Source organism: Streptomyces sp. NPDC047014, assembly GCF_040644195.1.
In the GTDB taxonomy this organism is placed as follows: domain Bacteria; phylum Actinomycetota; class Actinomycetes; order Streptomycetales; family Streptomycetaceae; genus Streptomyces.
Genome location: NZ_JBEYVX010000004.1, coordinates 195,337 through 211,313 on the forward strand (window position 1 = coordinate 195,337; position 15,977 = coordinate 211,313).

10 protein-coding genes are annotated in these 15,977 nt (G+C 74.3%); 5 read left to right on the top strand and 5 right to left on the bottom strand.

Going from position 1 to position 15,977, the window contains the following annotated elements; translation table 11 throughout:
- The first annotated feature begins 48 nt into the window (after positions 1–48).
- The 4 genes from ABZ873_RS04435 (at position 49) to ABZ873_RS04450 (ending at position 2,087) form a co-directional block, all read left to right on the top strand.
- Positions 49–309 (top strand): mycoredoxin, encoded by a 261-nt coding sequence (locus ABZ873_RS04435; protein WP_360864946.1) that lies wholly within the window; start codon positions 49–51, stop codon positions 307–309.
- A gap of 263 nt (positions 310–572) precedes the next feature.
- Positions 573–779 carry a hypothetical protein gene (locus ABZ873_RS04440; RefSeq protein ID WP_360864949.1) on the top strand — a complete coding sequence of 69 codons (207 nt, stop codon included), beginning with the start codon at positions 573–575 and terminating at the stop codon, positions 777–779.
- On the top strand, positions 763–1,260 hold the full coding sequence (locus tag ABZ873_RS04445; protein ID WP_360864952.1) for a DUF6879 family protein: 498 nt from the start codon (positions 763–765) through the stop codon (positions 1,258–1,260). The genes ABZ873_RS04440 and ABZ873_RS04445 overlap by 17 nt, the downstream gene beginning before the upstream one ends.
- Positions 1,257–2,087 (top strand): helix-turn-helix transcriptional regulator, encoded by an 831-nt coding sequence (locus ABZ873_RS04450; RefSeq protein WP_360864954.1) that lies wholly within the window; start codon positions 1,257–1,259, stop codon positions 2,085–2,087. The genes ABZ873_RS04445 and ABZ873_RS04450 overlap by 4 nt, the downstream gene beginning before the upstream one ends.
- 461 nt (positions 2,088–2,548) lie before the next feature.
- Here the strand turns inward: ABZ873_RS04450 and nudC are convergent, their stop codons facing one another.
- The 5 genes from nudC to ABZ873_RS04475 all read right to left on the bottom strand — a co-directional run bounded on the left by nudC (position 2,549) and on the right by ABZ873_RS04475 (position 12,938).
- A complete protein-coding gene (gene nudC / locus ABZ873_RS04455) occupies positions 2,549–3,490 on the bottom strand; it encodes an NAD(+) diphosphatase (RefSeq protein WP_360864957.1) in 942 nt (313 codons plus the stop codon).
- 50 nt (positions 3,491–3,540) lie between these two features.
- Positions 3,541–4,971: a dipeptidase gene (locus tag ABZ873_RS04460; protein WP_360864960.1), complete on the bottom strand. Its 1,431-nt coding sequence runs from the start codon at positions 4,969–4,971 to the stop codon at positions 3,541–3,543.
- Between the two features lie 9 nt (positions 4,972–4,980).
- Entirely contained in the window at positions 4,981–8,595 is a 3,615-nt protein-coding gene (locus ABZ873_RS04465; RefSeq protein ID WP_360864963.1) for an ATP-dependent DNA helicase, read from the bottom strand.
- Between the two features lie 116 nt (positions 8,596–8,711).
- Positions 8,712–12,374 (bottom strand): UvrD-helicase domain-containing protein, encoded by a 3,663-nt coding sequence (locus ABZ873_RS04470; protein WP_360864967.1) that lies wholly within the window; start codon positions 12,372–12,374, stop codon positions 8,712–8,714.
- Between the two features lie 180 nt (positions 12,375–12,554).
- Positions 12,555–12,938: an MGMT family protein gene (locus tag ABZ873_RS04475; protein ID WP_360864969.1), complete on the bottom strand. Its 384-nt coding sequence runs from the start codon at positions 12,936–12,938 to the stop codon at positions 12,555–12,557.
- 167 nt (positions 12,939–13,105) lie between these two features.
- Here ABZ873_RS04475 and ABZ873_RS04480 point away from each other — a divergent pair, with 167 nt between their 5' ends.
- Complete coding sequence (locus ABZ873_RS04480) at positions 13,106–15,949, top strand: lysylphosphatidylglycerol synthase transmembrane domain-containing protein (RefSeq protein WP_360864972.1); 2,844 nt, start codon at positions 13,106–13,108, stop codon at positions 15,947–15,949.
- Positions 15,950–15,977: the final 28 nt, after the last annotated feature.

A 15,977-nucleotide genomic window follows, 5' to 3' on the forward strand; every position in this document is an offset into this window, starting at 1 on the left:
TACGTTCGGATACTCGGACCACCGAGCCCTCACGAAGGAGAGCCCAGCATGCAGGACACCGGCACCGTCACGATGTACAGCACGACCTGGTGCGGCTACTGCCGTCGGCTGAAGAGCCAGCTGGACCGGGAGGGCATCGCGTACAACGAGATCAACATCGAGCTCGACCCGGAGTCCGCGGCGTTCGTGGAGAAGGCCAACAACGGCAACCAGACGGTCCCCACCGTCCTCGTGAAGTCGGCCGCGGGCAGCGAGTCCGTCATGACGAACCCGAGCCTGGCCCAGGTCAAGCAGGCCCTCGCCGTCTGACCGGCCGTCCTGCACACAGAGCGGCCCTCGCTTCGGCGGGGGCCTTCTGACGTTCCGGCCCCCTCGCGGCTGTGTACGCCGCTGAGCGCCGCTACACCGGAGCAGGGGCCTTTGGGGGGTCCCTCCCAGCGCCTCGGAAGGTCGTAGGACGCGTTTATGCGAACACGCGCATAGTCGCGTTCGCGCATGGACAGCCTCGCCGGCCCGTCCGTACGGTCATGGCGATCAGGCCCAGTGGGGGCCTGGCAGCGAGGGGGCTCCCCATGGCGCGTGAGGAACTGAACCGGCTCACAGGCAACGGAAACGGCGAGTGCGGGCAGGGCGACTGCCCGAACGTCTACCGGACCGCGTCCGGCTCGTTCATCGTTCAGGGCGGCACGTCCGACGCGTTCATCCCGCCGGCCGGGGAGGCGCTCGTGGAGATCCCCGAGGCAGTGCTCAGGGAGGCATTCCGTGCTCTTGGATGGTGAGGACTGGGCGTCGAAGTTCAAGACGTTCCGGACGGAAGCCTGGCGGCTCGAGACGCTGCCCCAGTACCTCGTACCGCAGGAGGCCGACGAATTCGCCGCCTTCAAGGCAGGGGCCCGGTTCCCCGGCCCCTACGAGGATGCGTGGACGGAGATGGTGCGGACCCGCCACGTCGGGCGCGTCCACGTACTGGCCCAGCCGCTGAGTGACTACCTGCGGTTCGAATTCGCGCGGTACTACCAGCACCAAGCCGCTGCCGGCGAGGACATCCGCATCCTCGACGTGACCGACCGGCCGAACCCGTTGCCGGATGTTCAGGACTTCTGGATGTTCGACCGCTCCACGGTCGTCCTCATGCACTACGAGCCGGATGGCAGGCAGATCAGCCGCGAACTCCAGGAGGGCGACCCCGCCCCGTTCATCGAGTACCAGCGCATCGCCGTAGCCGCGTCCGTGCCGTTCCTGGAGTACGTCGCCAGGTGAGTGTGGAACCGACGGAGCTTGGCCGGTCGGGCGAGGAACTGGCAGCCCTGTTGAAGGCGGTGCGCAAGCGGTCGGGGCTCTCCGGGGCTCGGGCCGCTGCCCGCTGCAACATGTCTCAGTCGAAGGTCAGCCGGATCGAGAACGGCAAGGTCCGACCGTCTCTCGTGGACGTGGAGCAACTTCTGAGGGCTTGCGACGCGGCCCCCGCTCTTGTCACGCAGGTCATGGCCCTGGCCCGGCTGGCGAACACCGAGTGGCAAGGCGCCCGGGGTATGCGGCGCAAGGGCTTGGACAAGAAGCAGCTCGAGTTGGCCGGCCTCGAAGCGTCGTCGTCAGAGTTCCGGTTCTTCCTGCTGTCGATGATCACGGCCCTGCTCTCGACTCCGGAGTACATCCGGGCGAGCCTCGCCCACATCCCTGGCGATCACTCCAGGACCATCGCCAGGAAGCTGGAACGGCAACAGGTCCTGTATGACCGTTCAAAGCACTTCGCGTTCCTACTCACCGAGCAAGCCGTCCGCTGGCCCCTCGTCGGCGCGGATGCGTTGGCTGTGCAGATCGACCACCTCGCGTCACTCACGCATCTGCCGAACGTACGGCTCGGAGTCCTCCCGCTGACCCTCTCCACGGGGCCCGCGCCGCTGAACACCTTCACGGTCTACGACGACCGCATCTCCACAGTCGAACTGTCCACCGGGGTCATGGTCTTCCGAGACCCCCGAGATGTGAGGAGCCACCTGGAAGAGTTCGCCCACATGGAGAGCCGGGCCCTCTTCGGGGACGACGCCCGCGCCTTTCTCGGGGCGTGCGCGGCCGCCATCAGGTGATCTTTAGTCCATGACGCGCATGATCAGCCTCGGCCGCCGCCGACGAGTGAAAGATGGCCGCCGGAACGAATGCGACGGCGACGGCAGAGGGCATGCACATGGACAAGGCAGCTGATCAATGGCGACAGATCCCCCAGCGGAACCCCTTCGAGCGGCCGGATGCGGAGCCTTCCCCCGGATGCGACGTGTGTGCGGCCCTGGTGAAGCAGCGGTCCGAGTACCGCCGCATGCGGGACGCGTCCGGGGTCACCGACTGCAACGTGGAGATCCGGCAACACCCTCACCGCATGGGGAGCCGTGTCGTGCGTCAGGCAGGGACGGCCCCATGATCCGCAGCGCTGCCGAGACGGCCGGGCTCCGGCCCCGCTCCCCCAGGCCGCGTGCGCGGCTCGGCGTGTGCGCAGGTACGCAGGCAGCAATAACTGGAGGGGCCCCCGCCGTGGCGGGGGCCCCTTCGTGTGTCAGGGGAGGGTTTTCGGGAGGGGTTCGCCGTACCAGCGTTCCACCAGGCGGGCCGCGATGGAGATGCCCGACGGGGGCAGGACCTCGCCCGAGGCGAAGGCCGCGCGCAGTTCCTCGCGGGAGAACCAGCGGGCCTCCTGGATCTCCTCGCCGTCCACGGTGATCTCCGAGCTGGTGGCGCGGGCCGTGAAGCCGAGCATCAGGCTGTACGGGAAGGGCCACGGCTGGCTCGCCACGTACTCGACGCGGCCCACCCGCACGCCCGCCTCCTCCCACACCTCGCGGACCACGGACTGCTCGATCGACTCGCCCGGCTCCACGAACCCGGCGAGCGTGGAGAAGCGGCCCTCCGGCCAGTGCACCTGGCGGCCCAGCAGCGCCCGGTCGTGCTCGTCGGTGACCAGCATGATCACCGCAGGGTCGGTGCGCGGGTAGTGCTCGGCGCCGCAGCCCGGGCAGCGGCGGATGTGCCCGGCGGCCGCGACCACCGTGCGCTCCCCGCAGCGGGAGCAGAAGCGATGCATGCGCTGCCAGTTCTCCAGCGCCACCGCGTTCACCATCAGCCCGGCGTCGCGGTCGTTGAGCAGCAGTCCGGCCTCGCGCAGGCCGGCCGGGCGGGCCGACTGGTCCATGCGGCCGGGCAGGGAGTCCTTCTGGAGCGCGAAGTACCGTACGCCGTCCTCGTCCGTGCCCAGGAAGTAGCGGTGGGTCTCGGTGACCGGGGCCTCGAAGGCCGGGGTCATGAGGATGCCGGTGCCGCCGTCGGGGGTGTCGTCGATGAGGACCTGGCCGCCGGAGACGACGAAGACGCGCGTCGTCGGGTGGCTCCAGGCGGCGGCGAGCCATGCCTCGTCGAGGCGGTGGTGCGCCGCGCGGTCGATGCCGCTGGGCGCGGTGAGCGAGAGAGGGCGCTCGGTATGGATGCTCACGGGTACTTCCAACTCCCCCGGTGGTGGACAGGCAGGCTGGTACGAAGGCTGGGTGCGCCGGATCAGGCGGTCGTGCGGGGTGTGCGGGTGCGGTGGGCGCGGAGGCCGTCGGCCAGCTCCCCCCAGAGGTAGGCGGAGGTCTCCACCCCCTTGAGCAGGAGGGCCAGCTCGACCTTCTCGTTCGGCGCGTGCCAGCCGTCGGAGGGCACCGAGATGCCGAGGAAGAGCACGGGCGCGCCCAGGACGTCCTGGAGGTCGGCCGCGGGTCCGGAGCCGCCCTCGCGGGTGAAACGGATCTTCTGGCCGAAGGCGCGGCCCATGGCCCGGACCACCGACTGCAGGGCCGGGTGGTCCAGCGGGGTCAGGCAGGGGCGGGTGGGCGCGCCGAAGGTGACGCTGTGCCGGATGCCGTCCGGGACGCGGGCGGCGATCCAGTCGCGGACGGCGGCCTCGACCTCGTAGGGGTCCTGGCCGGAGACCAGGCGGAACGACAGCTTGAGGTGGGCGGAGGCGGGGACGATCGTCTTGCCGCCGGGGCCCTGGTAGCCGCCGCCGATGCCGTTGACCTCGGCGGTGGGGCGGGTCCAGACGCGCTCCAGCGTGCTGTAGCCGGCCTCGCCCGCGGCCGCGTGGGACTTGGCGGTGCGCAGCCATTCCGCCTCGTCGAAGGGCAGCTCGGCGATGAGGGCCCGCTCGGCGTCGGTGAGCTCGGCGATGCCGTCGTAGAAGCCGGGGACGGTGACGCGGCCGTCCTCGTCGTGCAGGGCGGCGACCAGGCGGGCGGCGACGGTGGCCGGGTTGGGCACGGCCCCGCCGAAGGCGCCGGAGTGGATGTCCTGGTCCGGGCCGTGCAGGTCGATCTCGCAGTCGGCGAGACCGCGCATGCCGGTGCAGACGGTGGGGGTGGTCTCGGACCACATGCCGGTGTCGGAGACGATCACGGCGTCGGCGGCGAGCTCGGTGGCGCGGGCCTCCACGAGGGCGCGGAAGTGGGCGGAGCCGGACTCCTCCTCGCCCTCGACGATCAGCTTGAGGTTCACGGCGGGGGCGGTGGCCCCGGTGGCCGCGAGGTGGGCCCGTACGCCGAGGGTGTGGAAGAACACCTGGCCCTTGTCGTCGGCGGCGCCGCGGGCGTACATGCGGCCGTCGCGGACCACCGGCTCGAAGGGGTCGGTGTCCCAGCCGTCGGCGAGGGCGGCGGGCTGCACGTCGTGGTGGCCGTACACCAGGACGGTGGGGGCCTCGGGGTCCTCGCTGGGCCAGTGCGCGTACACGGCGGGCAGGCCGTCCGTCTCCCAGACCTCGGCCACCGGGAAACCGGTCTCCTTGAGCTTCGCCGCCAGCCATTCGGCACTCCGGCGTACGTCCTCCGCGTGCTCGGGACGGGCCGAGACGGAGGGGATGCGCAGCCAGTCGGCGAGGTCGTCGAGGAAGGCGCCGCGGTGGGTGTCGATGTACGTGCGGACGGCGTTGTCCGGCGAGGTGTCGCTCATGCCCCGAGCCTAGCCGTCCGCCCGGGGGGCACCGTCCGGGCCCGTTTCGCCTTGGAGGATCCGCTCAAGGCGGGCCCTGCCGGGGAGGTCGCGGGGGCGGATGACGCGGCCGCTGCGGACGTGGAGGAAGGCGGCGGAGACCCGGTCCAGGGGGGTGTTCGTGGCCTCGGCCCACGCCAGGCGGTAGACGGCGAGCTGGAGGGGATCGGCCTGGGTGGTGCGGCCGGTCTTCCAGTCGACGATCTCGTACGTGTCCCCGTGCTCGGTGGTGGTCCGGTACACGGCGTCGATGCGGCCGCGGATGACGCGGCCGGCGAGGGTGAGCTGGACCGGGGCCTCCATGCGGTAGGGAGGCCGGTCGGCGTACGGGCTGCGCTCGAAGGCGGCCTTGAGGGCGTCGAGGTCGGCCTCGTCGGCGATGTCCTGGCCGGCCTCCGCGGCGCCGGGGAGGTCGGCGACGGGGTCGAGGACGTCGAGGAAGGGGAGGGGGAGCTCGTCGAAGCGGGATTCGACCCAGGCGTGGAAGCGGGTGCCCTGGCGGGCGGCGGGCTGGGGGGGCTGGGGCATGGGGCGGGCGAGGTCGCGTACGAAGCCCTGCTCGTCGGCGGCGAGCCGGAGCAGCTGGCTGGCGGACAGGGCCGCGGGCAGCTCCACGTCCCGGACCGCCGCCCGGGCCCGCCGCAGCTCCCCCTCCAGTGCGTCGAGATCCCGGTCCCAGGAGGCGACGGCCCGCGCCTCCTCGGGCGTGAGCGCGGGACCGGCGGAGCCGGGGCGGCCGTCCGCCCCGGCGGCCGGGGGCCCGGCCGCGGCGCGCTGCCCGGGCACGGCCCCGGCTGCGGCCCCGGCCGCGGGCAGCACCGGACCCGGCGCCAGGTCCTCACCGGCCCACGGGTCCTCGTCGGGGGCCTCATCGGCCCAGGCGTCGTCGTACGCCGGGGCGTCGGCCTCCGCCGCGCGCGGGTGCGCGACGCGGGCCGGCCCCGGCCCGGCCTCGGCGGCTTCGCCGCCCCACAGGTCGTCCGGCGGCGGGGCCTCGCCCGACCAGAGGCCGGCGTCCGGGGCCTCGTCGGCCCAGGCGTCGGCGGGCGCCGGCGGGGGCGGTGTCCTCAGGTAGGACTCGACCAGGGTGGCTGCCGCCCGGCGGAGGGTCAGGGAGTGGGGGTCCAGAGGGAGGGGCCAGGTGGGGTCCGGGGTGGTGGGGGAAGTGGCCAGGGTGGGGTTCTCCGCGGTGGGGTCGGGTTCCTCCGCCCAGGCTTCGATCTCGCCGAAGCCTGCCGCGCAGTGCTTGTACAGGGCCCGGAGGAAGGCCGACGGGCCGCGGCGCTTTTTCTGGGTCGGGCCCCACCAGTGGGCCGAGGCCAGCAGGAGGGAGCGGGGGCGGGTGAAGGTGACGTAGCCGAGGCGCAGCTCCTCCACCGCCTTGTGCTCCTTGAGCGCGGCCTTGAAGTCCTTGAGGCCCGCCGAGGTCAGGGCCGGGTCGGCGGGCAGGGTCGGGGCGTCACCGCGCAGCGCGTACGGGAGGACCTTCGCGTACGAGGTCCACGCCTCCGGGGGCTTCTCCTTCGGGAAGGAGCCCGCGCACAGGTCCGGGACCACCACCACGTCCCACTCCAGCCCCTTGGACTTGTGCGCGGTGAGCACCTTCACCGTGTTCTCGCCGCCCGGGAGCGCGTGGTCGAGGCCCTTCTCGTACTGGGCGGCCGTGCGCAGGAAGGCCAGGAAGGCCAGGAGCGTGGCCTCGCCGTCGAGCGCGGCGAACCCGGCGGCCACGTCCAGGAAGTTCGACAGGGTCTCGCGGCGGCGGGCCGCCAGCGCGTGCGGGGACGCGGACAGCTCCACCTCCAGCCCGGTGGTGGACAGCACCCGGTGCAGTACGTCCATCAGCGGGTCGGCGAGGGAACGCCGCAGGTCACGCAGCTCCTGCGCGAGGTGTGCGAAGCGGATCCGCGCTTCCGCCGAGAACGGCAGATCGTCCGGGGCGCTCTGCCCGGCCCCGTCGAGGAAGGTCTCCAGCGCGTCCGCCAGCGAGACCACCTCGGCCGGGTCCACGCCCTCCACGGCCGCCGCGAGCCGTTCGTCCGGATCGGCCTCGGCGGGGGCCCGGCCGACCAGGAGCCGCGCCCGGCGCCCCAGCAGCGCCAGGTCGCGCGCGCCGATCCGCCAGCGCGGGCCGATCAGCAGCCGGACGAGGGCGGCGTTGGCGCCGGGGTCCTGGAGGACCTCGCAGACGGAGACGAGGTCCGCGACCTCCGGGAGGTGCAGCAGCCCGGACAGGCCGACGACCTCCACCGGGACGTCCCGGTCCACCAGTACGGCCTGGATCCGCGCGAAGTCCCCCGCCGAGCGGCACAGGACGGCGATCTCGCGCGGCTCCGTACCCGTGCGCACCAGGTGGGCGACGGAGTCGGCGAGCCAGTCCAGCTCCTGGGCGTGGGTCTCCAGCAGCGCGACGCGGACCTGCCCGGCGGCCTCCGCCCCGGGCGCGGGGCGCAGCGCCTCCACCCCCTCGTGCATCGAGCGCAGCGGCGCGGCGAGCCCGTTGGCCAGGTCCAGCAGGCGGCCGCCGCTGCGCCGGTTCTCGCTGAGGGAGAGCCGGGTGGCGGGGGTGCCGTCGGCGTGCGGGAAGTGCTGCGGGAAGTCGTCCAGGTTGGCCACGGAGGCCCCGCGCCAGCCGTAGATCGCCTGGCAGGGGTCCCCGACGGCGGTCACGGCATGGCCGGTGCCCCCGCCGAACAGGCCAGACAGCAGCAGCCGCTGCGCGACTGAGGTGTCCTGGTACTCGTCGAGCAGCACCACCCGGAACTCCTCGCGCAGCATCGCCCCGACCTCGGGCCGGGTGGTGGCGAGCCGGGCGGAGAGGGCTATCTGGTCGCTGAAGTCGAAGAGGTCGCGGGAGCGCTTGGCGGCGCGGTAGCGGCGGACCAGCTCCAGCAGTTCGAGGCGGCCGCGCACGGCACCGGGGATCTTGCGCAGGTCCTCGTTGGTGAGCCGGGTGCCCGCGAGGGTGTCCAGCAGCTCGGTGTCGTAGGCGCGCAGGGTGTCCGGTTCGACCAGGTGCTCGGAGAGCTCGGCGTCGAGCGCGAGCAGGTCCCCGACCAGGTCGGGCACGGACTTGGTGAGCGCGGGGTACGGCCCGGGGGCCTCGCGCAGCACCTTCGCGGCGAGCTGGAAGCGGGTGGCGTCGGCGAGCAGGCGGGAGCTGGGCTCCAGGCCGATGCGCAGGCCGTGGTCCTTCAGCAGCTGCCCGGCGAAGGCGTGGTACGTGGAGATGCGCGGCTCGCCGCCGGCCCCGCCACCGGCGGTCCCGGCGGTCTCGGCCGGGGAGGGGTCCGGGTCGCTGATGCCGGCCCGCGCGAGGGCTCCGCGTACGCGCTCGGACAGCTCGCCGGCGGCCTTGTTCGTGAAGGTGAGGCCGAGCACCTGCTCGGGGGCGACGGCGCCGGTGCCGACGAGCCAGACCACGCGGGCGGCCATGACGGTGGTCTTGCCGGAGCCCGCTCCGGCGACGACGACCTGGGGGGCGGGCGGGGCGGTGACGCAGGCCATCTGCTCGGGCGTGAAGGGGATCCCCAGCAGCTCCTTGAGCTGCTCGGGATCGGAGAGGGCGGGCGGACGCGCGGGCACCCGAAAAGGCTAGCCGCCCGCGCCGACAGCCCGGACCGGCCGCGGCCTGGGGCCCGCGCCCGGACCGCGCTGACCTGCGGCTTTCCCGCCGGGCCGGCTGCCCTCCGTACCGGAGGTCACTCCACCGTCTGGCGGCCCTCGGGGCGGGCGCTGCACGCGCTGCGGAAGGAGCAGTGGTCGCAGTGGCGGCCGACGGCGGGCGCGAAGCGCTCGTCCAGGACCCGCCCCGCGGCGTCGGCCAGCAGGTCGCCCACCCACTCGCCGTCCAGCGGCTGCTGCGCCTGCACCTTCGGCACGGCGTCGCCGCCCTCGCGGACGGGCGCGCCCTGGCGGAGCTGGACCAGCTCGGCGCCGCCGGGTGCGGGCCGCGCGCCGTCGAAGACCTCGTCGACGGCGCCCTCGCGTACGGCGAGCTGGTAGACCGCGAGCTGCGGGTGGCGGGCGACCTCGTCCTTGGTCGGGGCGGACTTCCCGGTCTTGAAGTCGACGACGTACGCGCGCCCCTGCGCGTCGGCCTCGACGCGGTCCATGGAGCCGCGGATGCGGACGGCGACCTCGCCGGCTTCGAGCGTGACGTCGAACTCGTGCTCCGTGGCGACGGCCTCGCGGCCCCCGCGGTCGGTGGTGTGCCAGCGCAGGAAGCGCTCCAGGGCTGCGCGGGCGTTGTCCTTCTCCTGGCGGGACTTCCAGGGGGCGTCGAAGGCGAGGGCGTCCCACACCGAGTCCAGGCGCTCCATGAGGACGGCCAGGTCGGCGGGGGTGCGCCCGGAGGCGACCTCGTCGGCGAGGACGTGCACGACGTTGCCGAAGCCCTGGGCGGCGGTGGACGGGGTGTCGGCCTTGACCTCGCGGCCGAGGAACCACTGGAGGGAGCAGGTGTTGGCGAGCTGGTCCAGGGCGCTGCCGGACAGGGCGACGGGCCGCTCCCGGTCGCGCAGCGGGACGCTGCTGCGGGTGGGCTCGTACAGCCCCCACCAGCGCTGCGGGTGCGCGGCGGGGACGAGGGGGCGGTCCTCGTCGTCGGTGAGCGCGGCGAGCCGGGCGAGGCGGCGGGCGGCCGCGTCGCGCAGGGCGGGCGAGGCGTCCGGGTCCACGGTGGTGGCGCGCAGCTCGGCGACGAGCGCGGGGACGGCGAGGGGGCGGCGGGGGCGGCCGCCGACGTCCTTCGGGGGGACGCCGAGCTCGGTGAGCAGGCGGGAGGGCTGGTCGCCGTCCTCGGCGGGGGCCTTGACGGCGGTGACGACGAGGCGGTCGCGGGCGCGGGTGGCGGCGACGTAGAAGAGGCGGCGCTCCTCGGCGAGGAGCGCGCCGGGGGTGAGGGGTTCGGCGAGGCCGTCACGGCCGATGCGGTCGGCCTCCAGGAGAGAGCCGCGGCGGCGCAGGTCGGGCCAGACGCCCTCCTGGACGCCGGCGACGACCACCAGGGACCACTCCAGGCCCTTGGAGCGGTGCGCGGTCATCAGCCGGACGGCGTCGGGGCGGGTGGCGCGGGCCGTCAGGGTGTCGGCGGCGATGTCCTCCGCCTCCAGCTGTTCGAGGAAGTTGAGGGCGCCACGGCCGCCGGTACGGTCCTCCGCGCGCGCGGCGGTGTCGAAGAGGGCGCAGACGGCGTCGAGGTCGCGGTCGGCGTTGCGGCCGGCCGCGCCGCCGCGGCGGGCCTGGCGTTCGAGGCGGTCGGGCCAGGGGGTGCCGTCCCAGAGCACCCACAGGGCCTCTTCGGCGGTGCCGCCGCCCTGGAGCAGTTCGCGGGCCTTGCGCAGGAGCAGGCCGAGGCGCTGCGCTCCGCGGGCGTAGGCGGGGTCGTGCGCGGTGAGCCGCTCGGGCTCCGCGAGGGCGCGCGCGAGCAGCACGTCGGAGGGCGCGGGCACCTTGACCCCGGCGGCCCGCTCCTCGTCCCGCAGCGCCCGCCCGAGCCGCCGCAGATCGGCGGCGTCCATCCCCCCGAGCGGCGAGGAGAGCAGCCCGATGGCAGCCTCGACCATCTCGCCTCCGGCAAGGCCCGCCCCTTCGGTCCCCTCCCCGCCTGCGGGATCCGCCTCGGCGGGGCCGTCCCCCGGCTCCGGCCCGCCTGCGGGGGCCGAGAGCGCCGGGTCGGCGGCGGGGGCCTGGTCGTCCCCGTGGGCGGAGGTCGGCGCGGGGGCGCCCTCGGTCGCGGCGTCGGCCGGCTCGCCGGGGGCACCCCCCGGGTCCGTGCCGCCTGCGGCGGCGGACAGGGCCGGATCCGCTGCGGTGGGGGCCTGCCCACCGTGCGTGGCGGACGCAGAGCCGTCTGCGGAGGCGAGGCCCGGCTCGTCTGTGGCGGCCGAGAGCGCCGTGGCGTCCGTATCGGCGGGAGGCAGCGGCTCGGGGGCGTCGGTCGGCTCGCCGGGGGCGTCCGCCGGGCCCGGCTCGTCTGTGGCGGCCTCGGCGGCGGCGCCGTCCGCGGTCGGCTCGGGGTACGGGGTGGCCGTGAAGCGGAGGGCCGTCAGGAGGGGGGTGATGGCCGGTTCGTGGCGGAGGGGGGTGTCCGTGCCGTCCGTTTCGACGGGGACGCCCGCCGCGATCAGGGCGCGCCGCATCGACGGGAGGGTGCGGCCGCCCGAGCGGACCAGGACGGCCATGTCCTGCCACGGCACGCCGTCCTCCAGGTGGGCCCGGCGCAGGATGTCCGCGATGTTGTCCAGTTCCGCCCCCGTCGTGGGGTACGTGAACACCTCCACGCGGCCTCCCTCCCGCGTCGGCGACAGGTTGCGGTGGGCGCGGACCGCTTCCGACGGGAGGCGGGGGACCGGCATGCGGGTGGTCAGGAGGCGGGTGGCGGCCAGCAGGGCCGCCCCGGAGCGGCGGGCCACCGTCAGGGCCTTGATGCGCGCGCCCGGGAACGAGGACGCGAAGTCCAGGATGTTGTTGATGTCCGCGCCGCGGAAGGCGTAGATCGACTGGTCGGGGTCACCGAAGGCGACCAGCGTGCCGCCCGGCCCCGTCAGGGCCCGCAGCAGCCGGAGCTGCGAGGCGTCCGTGTCCTGGTACTCGTCCACGAAGATCGCGTCGTAGGCGGAGGCCAACGACGGCGTGCGTTCCGCCAGGAGCACCGCGCGGTGCAGGAGTTCCGCGTAGTCCAGCGTGCCCTGCATGTCCAGGACGTCCAGGTACTCGGAGAGGAACGCCGCCGCCGCCTTCCAGTCCGGCCGCCCGATGCGCTCGGCGAAGGAGGCCAGGGCCCGCGGGCCCAGCCCCAGCTCGCGGGCGCGGGCCAGCACCGCCCGGACCTCGTCCGCGAAGCCGCGCGTGGTCAGCGCGGCCCGCAGGTCGTCCGGCCAGCGGATGGAGCGGATCCTGCGCTGGCCCTCCAGCAGGGTGCGGACCATCACGTCCTGCTCCGGCCCCGACAGCAGCCGCAGCGGATCCGCGAAGAGGTCGGTGTCCTGGTGGGCGCGGACCAGGCCGTAGCAGAAGGAGTGGAAGGTGGTGGCCTGCGGGGCCCGCGCGCCGCCCAGCCGCAGGGCGGCCCGGTCGCGCAGTTCCACGGCCGCCTTGCGGCTGAACGTCAGGATGAGGATCCGCGCGGGATCGGCGCCCGCCTCCACCCGGGCGGCGACCGCCTCGACCAGCGTGGTCGTCTTCCCGGTGCCCGGTCCGGCCAGGACCAGCAGCGGTCCGGCCGTGTGCTCAACCACAGCCCGCTGCGCTGCGTCCAGCACAGGAGGATCCACCCGTCCCGGCCCGGTGCGCACGAGGCGGTACGCGTCGGTGGTCCGCGTGTGCCGCCGTTCGGTGCGGTCGGAGGAAGAGGTGATCACGTGAGGTGCCGGTCCTGGTGGGTCTGCGGGGTGGGGCGGTGGTGCCGTGCCGGCTCGCGCGGAGGCCGAAGTGGCAACGCTACGCCAACCGGACGACGCCGCGCAGTCCCCACGGGTCCCCCGTACGGGTGTTCGCGTCCTCGCCCGATCGCCCGTCCGGGCCCCGCATGGCCGAAGCTGTCAGGTGTGAGCCTCGTCGCGCCCGCCGCCCCGCCCCTCGCCTCCCGGGTCCCGTCCGCCGTCCCCTCCCGGGTCCCCGTCCCAGCGCGCCCGCCGCATGTCCAGGCGGGGCTCGCCGGCCGCCGTCAGGCGCAGCGGGGTGCCCTCGGTGCGGTAGTGCTCCAGGGCGCGCGGCTCGTGGCCGGGCAGGGGCGTGCCGTCCGCCCGGACCACGCGCCACCAGGGCACGGCGCCCCCGTACAGGGCCAGGACGCGGCCGACCTGGCGGGGTCCGCCCTCGCCGAGCCATTCGGCGACGTCGCCGTATGTCATCACCCGGCCGGGCGGAATACTCTCGACCGCCTCCAGTACACGCTCCGCGTAGGCGGGCAGCTCCTCACTCATTCAGCACATGGTGCAGTACGCCGGGCAGCCGCTGGTGGAAGTCGTCGTTCCGGACCGGCGCGCACCCTGATGCCCTCATGGCCCCTCGGTCCGTGCCACCATCTTCCGGGCGGTGACTGGTGATACGTGATCAAGAAGAGACGGATGTGACGACGAAGGAGCAGGGTGTGAGCCCTCCGGAAGGCGCGCCGGCGGACGACGGCGCACGCCCCGACGACGGCCGCGCCCCCCGCCCGCAGGACCTCCCCGGAGGCCGCCCCGGCAGCCTCCCGGCCGGCCTCCCGGAGCCCGCTCCGGAGGAGCCGCGTACGCGGGAACCACGTACGCAGGAGCCCCCCGCGCCCCCGGCCGACGCTGCCGCCGACGCCGACGCCGGGCCCGGCGCCCGCGCCGAGGACGACCCCGACCCCGGCGCCGAGGGCCCCCTCGGCCACGCCGCCACGGCCGCCGACCCCGTCGAGGTCGACGAACCGCTGCTCGCCGCCCGCGTGCACCGCCCCTCCGACCTCGTGCGCCTCCTCGTCGGCATCCTCGGCATCGCCGTCCTCCTCGGCATCGCCGCCTTCGCCCACGGCACCACCGTCGGCCTGGAGGAGGACATCACCAAGGGCACCGGCCAGGCCCCCGACCTGCTGATCAAGGTCGCCGCGCTGGTGTCCAGCATCGCGGTGCTGCTGCTCCCCGTCGCCTTCGCCATCGAACGCCTCATCAAGCGCGACGGGCTGCGCATCGCCGACGGCGTCCTCGCCGCCGTCCTCGCGCACGGCGTCACCCTCGCCACCGACCTGTGGGTCTCCCAGGCCGCGCCCGGCACCATCCAGGACGCCCTGACCCGCCCCGCGGGCGGCGGCACCCTCACCGACCCGGTGCACGGCTACCTCGCGCCCGTGATCGCGTACATGACCGCCGTCGGCATGACCCGCAGGCCGCACTGGCGCGTGGCGCTCTGGGTGGTGCTGCTGCTCAACGCGCTCACCATGCTGGTCAACGGGTACACCACCCCCTTCTCGATCATCCTCACCGTGCTGATCGGCTGGAGCGTCGCCTACGGCACCCTCTACGCCGTCGGCTCCCCCAACGTCCGCCCCACCGGGCAGAACCTCCTCGCCGGACTGCGCCGCGTCGGCTTCCAGCCGGTCAGCGCCACCCGCGCCGAGATGCCCGGCGGCCCCGAGGCGTCCGAGGTCGGCGACCGGGGCCGCCGCTACCACGTCACCCTGGAGGACGGGCCGCCGCTCGACGTCACCGTCGTCGACCGCGAGCAGCAGGCCCAGGGCTTCTTCTACCGGGTCTGGCGCCGGCTCACCCTGCGCGGCATCACCACCGGCCGCAGCATCCAGTCACTGCGCCAGGCCCTGGAGCAGGAGGCCCTGCTCGCCTACGCCGCCATCGCGGCCGGGGCGAACGCGCCGAAGCTGATCGCCACCTCCGAGCTCGGCCCGGACGCGGTGATGCTCGTCTACGAGCACCTCGGCGGCCGGCCCCTGGACGCCCTGCCGGACGAGGAGATCACCGACGGGCTGATCCGCGACGCCTGGGAGCAGGTGCACGCCCTGCAGTCGCGGCGGATCGCCCACCGCAGGCTCACCGGGGACGCGCTGGTGGTGGATCGTTCCGGCAATGTCACCCTCACCGACCTGCGCGGCGGGGAGATCGCCGCGGGCGACCTGGTGCTGCGCATGGACGTCGCCCAGCTGCTGGCCACCCTCGGCCTGCGGGTGGGCGCCGAGCGCTCGGTGGCCTCGGCGGTGTCGGTGCTCGGCCCGGACATCGTCGCGGACTGCCTGCCGCTGCTCCAGCCGATCGCGCTGAGCCGTTCCACGCGGGCCACGCTGCGCCGGCTGGCCCGCGAGCGGGCCGACCGGGAGCGGGAGGCCGTACTGGAGTCCTCGCGCGCGGCGAAGGCCGCCCGCGAGGAGGAGTCCGCCGCCTCCACCACCTCGGCGGCGGCCGAACGCAAGGCGGAGAAGAAGGCCCTGGAGGACGCGCTCGACGGGGCGCGCGAGGAGGACCTGCTGACGCAGATCCGCCACCAGGTGCTGCTGATCCGCCCGCAGGCGCCGGTGGAGCCTGCCCGGCTGGAGCGGATCCGGCCGCGCACGCTGGTGTCGTTCATCGCGGGCGCGTTCGGCGCGTACTTCCTGCTCACGCAGCTCGCGCATGTGGACTTCGCGACGATCATCGGCGAGGCGCAGTGGGGCTGGGTCGGCGCGGCCCTCGCCTTCTCGGCGCTGACCTACTTCGCGGCGGCGATGAGCCTGCTGGGCTTCGTACCGGAGCGGGTGTCCTTCCTGCGGACCGTGGTGGCGCAGGTGGCCGGGTCCTTCGTGAAGCTGGTGGCTCCGGCGGCGGTGGGCGGTGTCGCGCTGAACACCCGCTTCCTCCAGCGGGCCGGGGTCCGGCCGGGGCTGGCGGTCGCGAGCGTGGGCGCCTCGCAGCTCTTCGGGCTGGCCAGCCACATCCTGCTGCTGCTGTCGTTCGGCTATCTGACCGGGACCGAGAAGACCCCGGAGATGACGCCGTCCCGGGCGGTGATCGCCGGGCTGCTGACGGTGGCGGTGCTGGTGCTGGTGGTGACGGCGGTGCCGTTCCTGCGGAAGTTCGTGGTGACGCGGGTACGGGCGCTGTTCGCGGGCGTGGTGCCGCGCATGCTGGACGTGCTCCAGCGGCCGAAGAAGCTGATGACCGGCATCGGCGGGATGCTGCTGCTGACGGGCTGCTTCGTGATGTGCCTGGACGCGTCGATCCGGGCGTTCGGCGGCGGCGAGGCCATCAGCTACGCCAGCATCGCGGTGGTGTTCCTCGCGGGCAACGCGCTGGGGTCGGCGGCGCCGACGCCGGGCGGTATGGGCGCGGTGGAGACCACGCTGACCCTGGGTCTGATCGCGGCGGGGCTGGAGAAGGAGGTCGCGATCTCGGCGGTGCTGCTGTTCCGGCTGATGACCTTCTGGCTGCCGGTGCTGCCGGGGTGGATCTCGTTCAACTTCCTGACCCGCAAGGAAGCGATCTAGCCTCCGGCTGGGTCGGCAGGGGTACGGG

What these genes read in the sequence shown, in the direction of transcription:
- ABZ873_RS04475 (WP_360864969.1), bottom strand. Translation starts at nt 12,938, where the DNA reads ATGAGTGAGGAGCTGCCCGCCTACGCGGAGCGTGTACTGGAGGCGGTC.
- ABZ873_RS04440 (WP_360864949.1), top strand. Translation starts at nt 573, where the DNA reads ATGGCGCGTGAGGAACTGAACCGGCTCACAGGCAACGGAAACGGCGAG.
- ABZ873_RS04460 (WP_360864960.1), bottom strand. Translation starts at nt 4,971, where the DNA reads ATGAGCGACACCTCGCCGGACAACGCCGTCCGCACGTACATCGACACC.
- ABZ873_RS04435 (WP_360864946.1), top strand. Translation starts at nt 49, where the DNA reads ATGCAGGACACCGGCACCGTCACGATGTACAGCACGACCTGGTGCGGC.